Source organism: Pseudomonadota bacterium (assembly GCA_034660915.1).
Lineage (GTDB): Bacteria > Desulfobacterota > Anaeroferrophillalia > Anaeroferrophillales > Anaeroferrophillaceae > DQWO01.
Map to the genome: position 1 here is coordinate 1 of JAYEKE010000215.1, position 6,057 is coordinate 6,057.

Sequence of the window (6,057 nt, forward strand, 5' to 3'; positions counted from 1 at the left end):
TGCTTGATCTTTTCAACCATCTCATTAAGATTCCGGCTGAACTCCGCTAATGGCACTCCCATATACAGGTCATTCAAACCAAATGCAATGGTTATCAGATCTGGTGTATAGCGCAACACATCACGCCGCAGGCGTCGCCGACCGCCAAACAAGGTGTCTCCATCAACCCCGGCATTCAGCACCTTGAAGCTGATTTCAGGGTATCGCTCCCGCAGCAGGTTTTGCATAACCCGCCGCCAGGGACGGCGAACCCCGAAGCCATTAGTAATGGAATCACCAAGGCAGGCAATGGTGATAAAGGATGGTTTCAAAATAAAAACGGCTGTATATACTCCTGCAGTTGCCCCGAAGTCAGAGTAGATGATCTTTGGCGACGCAAGCGACGGCCGATCTTTTTTGCCCGGGCCAGGTTTCGCTGGCCACGGGGATCTTTGGCGCACAGAGATGAATCTTTGAGATTTCGCAATATTTCCAACATATTAGCCAGCGATTTCTTTTTAAAATACAGGACATCATCACCGGACAGCGCGTAATGAGGAGATTTATCAAGTCGGAGAAGCAGTTTCTGCCAACGTCTGGTCCGATTCAATAAAAGTACCGTATTAAAAATCCGCCGGTTGACCGGAAAAGAAAAAATGGTTGGGGTTATGCCCCGGGCCAGGAGAGGATCATTTTCCCAACGTGAACGCCTGCTGATCAGATGGGCATACTGCCACAATTTATGGCGGACCGAAACCTCAAATCGCATTTCCCAATACAGATGAAGGGCACCTTTCTGGTGGTAATACTGGACAATTTTGCTCGGTACAAATGAATTATGGGCGACAATGTCCGCTGCCAGATGGGCAAGGTATCCGTAGACAAAAGCCTGCTGGGCCGGAGAACGAACCCGGTCCTGTAATTCAAAGGCAACCGGCCAGGTATGGCAATGGCGCAATGGATCAACGAATTTTTTCCCGACCACCATGTCCGCGGCAATATTGCCATAGAGGAAATCATAGGGATAATTGGCCAGATTAGCCGCAACCTGCAGGGGCAAAAGATTTTTGCCGGCCAGCAGTTCCCGGGCCAGTTCCAGGTGGGTTGCCGGCCCCCAGGCCCAGGCAGAATCACAGCTCAAAAGAACAAGCAACAGCGAAAAAAACACAATCAGCAAGAAGGAACTCATAGCAACTCAACTTTCTGAGTTATTCTAAAAACAGCTGAAAGAAATTTTCATGGATGTTCCGGCATGGCTCTCGCTCATTCTCGCCGGCCGTCCATGGCCTGCCTGTGCGTGCCGCACGCCGACAGGCTATGAGCCAAGCCCGAACATCCTGTAATGTATGTCTGACAATGTAAGTCAGAAAGTTGAGATAGTAAGAAATAGCAGTATTTATTGCGCCAGAGGCACAATCTCAGTCCCAGGCGGTGGTACAAAACTGAAAAACCCCGCCGGTAGTTTGTTTTCGGTCGGCGGTTTCCAGGAATAACTGATAATTATCTCATTGGCAAAAAGATCCGTAAGCTGACTTTTGACCAGTTTCAATGTCTGTTTATCAAAAAAAAGCTGCAAGGTTGTAAACGGTCGCCCCTCACCTTCTGCCGCCCGGGGCACCAGGGAAACCCTGACAATGGGATCATCGCCAGATTCGGATACTGCTACCTGATAGTCATCCTGCAACTTCTCCAAATTTGTTAACAAATGCATCATCAGCCGGGCTTCCGTCACCTGAGCCACCTCGCCAATCATGACTTGTTGCAGAGACGCGTCATAAAACCAAAGCCTCTTACCATCAGAAACCAGCAGCTGGGCATCCGGTTCCTTAAACTCCCAGCGCATGCAATCAGGAATTTTAAAATAGACTTTCCCCCGGGAAATTACCGGTTCTTCAACATCAGGCAGATGGGCCTCCTGCACAAAATCCCCTTGCCATAAACCAGGTTGCTCAAAAACTGCTTTTATCCGGCTCAGGATTTTTTTCTGGCCGCTGCCCGCTTTACAAGAGGCAGTCATGGGGAAACAACAGAAAACAACACTCAAAATTACAGTCAATAACCATAACGAAATAAATCGCCGACAACAATAAAGTACCACGTAAACTCCTTTATGTTCAGTCACTCAGATTACCCCTTCCTCTCCATATATATTCTACAGAACCGGTGAAAATATCCGGCATATATCCTCGACAAATTCCCGCACTTTGCCTCGCTGGTGGATTTCCTCTGAGCTTACCAGCCGGGAGTCAGCAACAATTTTCTCCACCACGGATACTACTTGACGTACATCTACCGCGGAATAAAGGAACAACGCCAGCTCAAAATTAAGCTGGAAACTGCGAATATCCATATTGGCGGTCCCCACCACTGCCAGACGGCCATCGATAACGATCAGCTTCGCATGGATCATCCCCGGTTGATAGCGGTATAATTGCACCCCGGCATCAATCAAGTCCGGCAGAAAAGAGTTCCCGGCCAGATCAACCAGGGGATGGTTGGAACGCTCCGGCATAATTATACGAACTTCCAGACCCATACGGGCTGCCAGTTCCAGCGCGGCAGACAGGGGCTCATCTGGAACAAAATAGGGACTGACCACCCAGATACTCTTTTCAGCCTGGTGCAGGGCAGCCAGAATCCCGGAATAGAGCGGCCGACGGTTTGCATACGACGGACCATCAGCAACAACCTGAACAATACTGTCAAAATCATGATCATAAGTTGAAGGATATTCCGGTTCGACCCGCTTAAACTTTTCCCCGGTGGCATAGGCCCAGTCATGCCGGAAAACATTGCGAAGATGACCAACAGCCACCCCCCTGAACAATAACACCATATCCATCCAGCGTTTTTCATAACTGGCCGGACCAAGATAATTCTTTGCCAGGTTCATACCGCCGACCACAGCCTGACAGCCATCAATAATCACCATTTTACGATGGTTGCGCAAATTGGCCGCCCACCGACTCCGCACCATCAACAGGGGTAAAAAAATCCCCACCTGGCCGCCGGCATCTCGAAGGGGCTGCACAAATCGACCTTTGGTCAAAAAACACCCCAGGGCATCAAGCAGCAACTTGACCTTTACTCCCTGGCGTGCTTTACGAGCCAGCAGAGTCACCAATCTTCTACCGACATCATCGCGGCCAAGAATAAAGGTGATAATTTCAATAGAAATTTCAGCCTCTTCGATAAGCTCAGTGAGCACTTGATAAGCTTCAACCCCATCATCAATAACCCGGCAATGGTTGCCAGCAACCGGGAAATAAGCACCGGTCCGCACCATCAATTCCGAAACCCGGTTCAATGACGGGGTTATTTCATCGCCTGACACTGAAAAAGAATCCCGGTATTTTTCCGGTGGCCGCTCCATTTTCTCGACAATGCGTTTAATCCGCTTGCCGCCGATGAGAAAATAAAGCGGCACCCCCACATAGGGAAGCAGGCCAATGGCCAGAATCCAGGCAAGGGTTGCTCCGGGATGCCGCCGTTCAAGGAGAATGCGGGGAATCAAGACAATCGCCAGCATATAGCCGACGATTTCAAGAAAATGGGCAAAAATCCAGTGGGGAATAATCATTTACAGGACATCTCTGCACCCACAGCCGCACCATAAGCATTCGACTTTGTTTATAGATTGGCAAATTCTTGCAACTATATCAGTCAATTTTTTTTAATTCTCTCGCAAAGCCGCAAAGACCGCGAAGAGTTCAATTTGCTATATCGTCTGTCATTTTTCTTTGCGCTCTTTGCGTCTTGAGTGAGTGAAACGAACGGGCGCGAGACAAAAAAATTACGCTGAATAATTACCAGTTTTTTTATTTCTCACCAACACGGAGTCACAGAGAGCAAATGACTGGTTTCTCTATACCTCTGCGAGAGTATTATTGCTTTTTTGAAAACGCGCCCGAATATTTACTTTTCCTTTTCCTTGCTTCATGGCGTCATTAAGCTCATTGATCATAGACACCAGTTTTTGATGCTGTTGGTCAATCTCTGCTGAAACTGTCATTCCATTGGATTAATGCCACCTTAAACCTCCTTACAATTTTTGTGTTGGTTTTGCCATATAACCTGCCCAAGCTCACCTGCCCGTATGGAGCGCGGCGGAATAGCGGTCAGGCGCAGCGCCTTGTAACGTGTTTTTTACCCTAAAACTGCGTCAATTGTTTCCTTCAATTGGGCCATCTTAAAAGGCTTGCCTATGGATGCTTTAAACCCATATTGGCGGTAATTCGCCATCACCGGATCGTTTGCATATCCGCTGGAGACGATAGCCTTGGCCTCCGGGTCAATTTTCAGGATTTCCTTGATGGCCTCTTTGCCGCCCATGCCACCGGGAATGGTTAAATCCATGATGATGACATCAACGGGGTTATCACTGCCTTGATGTTCCTGGAATATTACAATTGCTTCCCTGCCGTCTTTGGCCTGTAAGACTTCATGGCCGAAACGGGAAAGCATCGCTTTGGCCAAATTCTGTATCATCTCTTCATCATCCATGACCAGTATCGTGCCTCTCGCGGTTTTTTCCGGCGCTTGCGCTTCTGCTCCTGCATCACGGGATATCTGTTCGGCGGCAGCGGGCAGATAGATGATAAAGGTCGTGCCTTCGCCTGATTTTGAGCGCACGAAAATATGGCCGTCATGCTTGTTGATGATGGAGTGGGTCACTGCCAGACCGAGGCCGCTTCCCTGCTGTTTGGTGGAAAAATAGGGGTCAAAGATTTTATCAAGATATTTTTCCGGGATGCCGCCGCCGGTATCGGCAATGGTTATTTTAATGTATTTCTCTTCCGGCAGGCTTAAGCCTGTTTCCTTTGTAATGTCCGCAATATTCTCCCCGGAAATATTGATTTCACCCCCTTCCGGCATGGCGTGCCGGGCGTTAATCACCAGATTCTGAATAACCTGGCTCATCTGCCCGGTATCAATATCCACCAGCCATAAATCTTCCGGGATAGCGTAACGGCATAGGACATTACTGCCGTGAAGGACAAAATCCGCTGAATCGGTGATAACCTGGGTGATGGAGGTGGTTTCTCTGACCGGATCGCCGCCCTTGGAGAAGGTCAGCAGCTGCTGGGTCAAATCCTTGGCCCGCAAAGAGGCCTTTTCCGCTTCTTTTAATCGTAAATGGGCTTTATTTTCTTTTTCAATATACATGTCGGCCAGGCTGATGTTGCCAAGGATGGCGGTAAGAATGTTATTGAAATCGTGGGCAATGCCGCCGGCAAGGACGCCCACCGATTCCAGCTTTTTGATTTTTAACAACTCCTCTTCCCTCTTTTTCTTGTCGGTCACATCACGGAAGACCAGCACCACGCCGAGGATTTTTCCTTGTGCCGAACTATGAATCGGGGCGGCGCTGTCGGCAATGCTTCGCTGGGTGCCGTCTCTGGCGATCAAGGCGGTATGGTTTGCCAGACCGATGATTTTGCCTATCTTCAGTACCTTTGTCACCGGGTTCTCGCCGGGAACGCCGGTTTTTTCGTTGATGATATGGAAGACTTCCGACAAAGGCCGACCGGCAGCCTCCCCCTGGCTCCAGCCGGTCAGTTCTTCCGCGATACCATTCATGAAGGTAACCCGGCCGTCGGTATCGGTGGTGATGACCCCGTCGCCGATGGAGCGCAGGGTAACAAAGAGCTTTTCCCGCTCATTTTGCAGTTGCTCCTCCGCCTGCTTGCGGTCGGTAATGTCCTCGCCAATTGAAAGTAATAGATGTTTTGATACATCATCACCATCATAGATTCCCGTCATTTGCCAGGAAACTATTTTCTCTTCGCCCGTTTTAGAAAGAATTGGATTTATGTAGGAATGTGATTTAACTCCCCAGGAATCTTTCCATACTTTATTCATTTCATCCAGCATCTCTTTTGGAAAAAATATTTTGAACCAGTCCTTCCCGATGACCTCTTCTTTTGTATATCCGGTAATCTGTTCTGCTCCCCGATTAAAAATTCTGATGATGTGATCTTTGTCAAGTCCTACAATAATTGCCTTGGCGTTTTCCACAATTTTTTCGGAAAACACTTTTTCTTTTTTAAGCGCTTCCTCCGCCTGCTTGCGGTCGGT

5 protein-coding genes are annotated in these 6,057 nt (G+C 48.7%); all 5 read right to left on the reverse strand.

From position 1 onward, the window contains the following. Nucleotides 1–311: SGNH/GDSL hydrolase family protein (locus U9P07_11935; GenBank protein MEA2110115.1), on the reverse strand; the 311-nt coding region annotated here is incomplete at its 3' end. Beyond that, nucleotides 308–1,168 carry a zinc dependent phospholipase C family protein gene (locus U9P07_11940; GenBank protein ID MEA2110116.1) on the reverse strand — a complete coding sequence of 287 codons (861 nt, stop codon included), beginning with the start codon at nucleotides 1,166–1,168 and terminating at the stop codon, nucleotides 308–310. The genes U9P07_11935 and U9P07_11940, both read right to left, overlap by 4 nt. A 207-nt stretch (nucleotides 1,169–1,375) precedes the next feature. Next, nucleotides 1,376–2,101: an outer membrane lipoprotein carrier protein LolA gene (locus U9P07_11945; GenBank protein MEA2110117.1), complete on the reverse strand. Its 726-nt coding sequence runs from the start codon at nucleotides 2,099–2,101 to the stop codon at nucleotides 1,376–1,378. Between the two features lie 30 nt (nucleotides 2,102–2,131). Next, nucleotides 2,132–3,559 carry a cardiolipin synthase gene (cls, locus tag U9P07_11950; GenBank protein MEA2110118.1) on the reverse strand — a complete coding sequence of 476 codons (1,428 nt, stop codon included), beginning with the start codon at nucleotides 3,557–3,559 and terminating at the stop codon, nucleotides 2,132–2,134. A 566-nt stretch (nucleotides 3,560–4,125) separates the two neighbouring features. Next, on the reverse strand, nucleotides 4,126–6,057 hold a 1,932-nt coding region (locus U9P07_11955; protein MEA2110119.1), incomplete at its 5' end, for a PAS domain S-box protein.

Bases quoted from the DNA above. Each gene is read 5' to 3' on its own strand.
- U9P07_11940 (MEA2110116.1), bottom strand. From the start codon at position 1,168: ATGAGTTCCTTCTTGCTGATTGTGTTTTTTTCGCTGTTGCTTGTTCTT.
- cls (MEA2110118.1), bottom strand. From the start codon at position 3,559: ATGATTATTCCCCACTGGATTTTTGCCCATTTTCTTGAAATCGTCGGC.